Raw genomic sequence first — 3,470 nt, 5'->3', positions numbered from 1 at the left:
GTTGATTGTTGCTTGAGACTGAGCAGAGCTACCTGAACGCTCTGAGAATGAGCCGAATGAGTTCAGTGAGCTTGAACGAAGTGCATCAGCTACAGTGAAGTCACCTTCCATTTTAATATCAGCAGATGTGATACTGATTACAGGTGATGCACCTTCAAGGTCAGTACGCTTGATGCGTGAACCTGTTACTTGTATACGTTCAACTTTTTCTACACCTTCTTCTTCAGCAGCAAAAGACGAAGCTGAAAATGCAGCTGTTGACGCTGCACCAAAAGCAATTGCTAAGCGAACTGCTTTTGAAACTTGATTATTTAACATTTGATTCTCCCTGGTCATATCCATGTTATGACTTTATTAATTTATTTTAACCCCAAAGAGCTATACAACCCTTTAGAGCTATCAAATATTAATATCAGGTACAACTTTTGGTCAACTTATTTTTAACCTTTGTTTTTAAAGAGAAAATCAAAAATTAATATATACTCAATAATCAACTACACATGTTAATAATGGGTACACAACAATTGCCAATAATGAAAATAACCACCAAGTAAAGACCAAGTAACTCGCTTTGACTGAGCAAAAAAATGCAATTATATAATTTTTGAGTTGATATAAATGAAACTATTAAAAATTTGCAAAAAGAAGTTAGTTACAGAAAAAGTAACATCTAATTTTAAAATGCTACTTTTATTAAAGGGAGTAAAGAAGCTCTAAATGCTAGCCTTACCTACTATGTAAGTGGCTAACAATCCACTATGGTTGTTATCGAAAATTTTCCCTTCGTCATAACTCGTGGAAACAGCTTTAACTTTATTAATTAAAGTGGTTGACTGAGTCGCAGCATTTACTAGTTCAGTGAGTCTGAGAATAAGTAGATCTAATTCATTCATAAAAAGAGATAATGCTTTTTTGAAGTCTATCTTGTTATTCACATTTTGGAGCAGAAAGCCCAGAAACGCAGGTAAGTTAGTCCCTGCTAAAGCATCGGTATCATTTTTAAACTCATTTTTGATTTGAGTGTTTATTTCATCAAAGTAACGTTCAGCAGAAGCAAATCCCTTTTCATCTAGGCAGCTAATCAAAGCAGTTAAACTGGGTGTAATATTTCTTTTGACAAAATGCGCCGCAGATAAAATAAGTGTGTTAGGCTTTACGATTATTGATTCTGGGTGGTGACATACAAACGCAAATATCCCTTTTCCATCTAATACCCGAAATACTTCTTGAATACTTTCATTGATTAGGCTGTATTCTAAAGCGAATTGCGCAACTACACACGAAAACTCATCATCATTAAATGGTAATTTTTCAACGGCAGTGTTCGATAGAAAAGTTCCACCTATACTTTTTGAAACCTCTGGATGAATCGTTGCCTGATCGACGCCAAAACAGTTTAATTTTTTATCTTTCTGTAATAGCTGAATTAAAGCACCGTTCCCTGTGCCAACATCTAGTACAGCTGCATTTTCTTCTAACTTATTCGCAAAGCTATACCAAAATTGTTGAAGAGCACCTTGATAGTTATTTTTAAAACCATTACCAAAAGAGGTCAAATGCCCTTGCTGCCAATAATTTGTCCAATGGTCGCTCATAACATCTCCATAAATAAAAAAGGCTGAATAAATTCAGCCTTTTTTGCATTCAAAAAACTTAATTAGAAGCTGATTGAATAGCTTACACGGTAATCACGGCCAAAGTTATTATAAAGGTCTTGGTCATCCCAAGTACCGTTTGATGATAACACTGGATCTTCATCTGTTAAGTTATTAACAGTGAAAGTAAGTGCACCATATGCACCTGCGTTATAAGTGTAAGTTAAGTTATGAATTAACCAGCTATCAAGCTTGCCTGATTGATCATAGTAACCGTCACCATCTTCATCTACTTCAGTTTCAGAAGTACTATCTGTATAAGTTGCATTCCACGCTAAAGAGTGATCTTCATAAGACCAAGCAACTGTAGCAACAGACTTAAGTTCAGGTTGACCTGACCAACCAGATGTATCTTGTACAACACCACCAACTTCTTCTTCATAAGAAAGTACGAAACTATTCACGTTTTGGAAACGGAAATCACCAAAACCAGTCTCGATATTAGCAGCGATTGTAAAGTCGATACCTTCAATTTCGAAACCTGCACCGTTGAAATAAGATGTACCCGCTTCAACTAGAGTACCTGAAGCTGCACGTTTCAAGTAGAAAGTTTCATTTGAAGTATCTGTGTCTACTGATACCGCAGAAATTAGACCAGCAGCTTCATCTGATAGTAGAGACTGAAGTGACTTAGACTGAATTACATTGTCGATTGCTAATTGGAAGTAATCAACTTTGAACGTAAGATTGTCGTTTACATCCCATGCAACACCAAGGTTAGTGTAATCTGAAGTTTCAGCATCTAACTCAGAGTTTTGCGTGTAATAAGTATCATACTGACGTGATGTAGTTGAACCATTTGCATAGTCGATTGCAGATTCTGCTGAGAATGTACGTGCTGCGTTTAGAAGGTCAAGACCTGGAGCACGGAAAGACTCAGAGTATGAACCACGGATAACGATGTTACAATGTTGTCGCCGAAATCAGAATAATCATCGTAACGAGCTTTTAAGTTTACTTCTACTGTTTCTGTTACTGGTAATACTGATTCGAAGAAGAATGCAGTTACATCACGCATACCTTCAGAAGAGTTACCTGCTGAACCACCAATAAGGCCTGCAGCTGATTGACCATCGTAGATATCAGCATAAGTTTGCTCAAAGTACTCCATACCTACGTAGTGAGCTACTTGACCACCTGGAAGTTCAAATAAATCAAAGCCTAAACCAGCAAAGTATTGGTCAAATGTAGAAGAAGACTCTTGAAGAGTCGTTGCTTTCATATTAGCAACACCTTCATCTGAACCTAAGTCGATATCATTTGCTTGGTTATAAGCTAGACCTGAGTATGATAGGTAGTATTGACCAACAGACTTATTGTCTGCTTTGTTACGGTGATAGTAAACTTCCCACCAATCAAGGAAACCACGTAAACCTGTTGTTAAATCGATATTGTAGTCATCTACGTTACCATCACGTGTACCGATACCAACCCAACGGAATAGACCGTATGCGCCGTCTTCACCATATGGGTTATGCTCATTGTCTGCAGACATATTTGTCCAAGGTGCAGCAGGTGGAGCATAACGACCGAATGATGAGTTTTGAACGAACATTGTTTGACCAAACCACTCTACGTTATCAGCAATTTCATAGTTAGAGCTGATGTAAATACGTTAGCGTATGCATACATACAGTATTCAGAGCCAGGACCCCAATCTTCGTTAGCATCTACACGACGGAATGTCTCTTCACCGTATTCTGCAATTAGATCATCACAAAGTAGTGATGCTTGTGCTTGAGAGAAATCAGGTGAAAGAACTGTAGCACCGTAATAAGACCAACCCACAGTATCTGCTGTGTATGCTTCGATATC

The 3,470-nt window shown here is 37.6% G+C and carries 4 protein-coding genes and 1 pseudogene; all 5 read right to left on the bottom strand.

Going from position 1 to position 3,470, the window contains the following annotated elements:
• A pseudogene (locus AN213_RS19520) lies at nucleotides 1–318 on the bottom strand (TonB-dependent receptor); the annotation flags it as partial.
• A gap of 395 nt (nucleotides 319–713) precedes the next feature.
• Entirely contained in the window at nucleotides 714–1,595 is an 882-nt protein-coding gene (locus AN213_RS19515) for a class I SAM-dependent methyltransferase (RefSeq protein WP_055199428.1), read from the bottom strand.
• Between the two features lie 62 nt (nucleotides 1,596–1,657).
• Nucleotides 1,658–2,551, bottom strand: a complete 894-nt coding sequence (locus AN213_RS20535; protein ID WP_330218875.1) for a TonB-dependent receptor domain-containing protein — start codon at nucleotides 2,549–2,551, stop codon at nucleotides 1,658–1,660.
• Complete coding sequence (locus AN213_RS20530; protein WP_330218874.1) at nucleotides 2,500–3,210, bottom strand: hypothetical protein; 711 nt, start codon at nucleotides 3,208–3,210, stop codon at nucleotides 2,500–2,502. Before AN213_RS20530 ends, AN213_RS20535 begins: the two co-directional genes overlap by 52 nt.
• A 17-nt stretch (nucleotides 3,211–3,227) precedes the next feature.
• A partial coding sequence (locus AN213_RS20455) for a hypothetical protein (protein WP_236702941.1) occupies nucleotides 3,228–3,470 on the bottom strand: 243 nt, incomplete at its 5' end.

Origin of the sequence: Pseudoalteromonas sp. P1-8 (assembly GCF_001399985.1) — a bacterium.
GTDB lineage: Bacteria > Pseudomonadota > Gammaproteobacteria > Enterobacterales > Alteromonadaceae > Pseudoalteromonas.
This window is presented reverse-complemented; position numbering and strand designations above follow the sequence as displayed.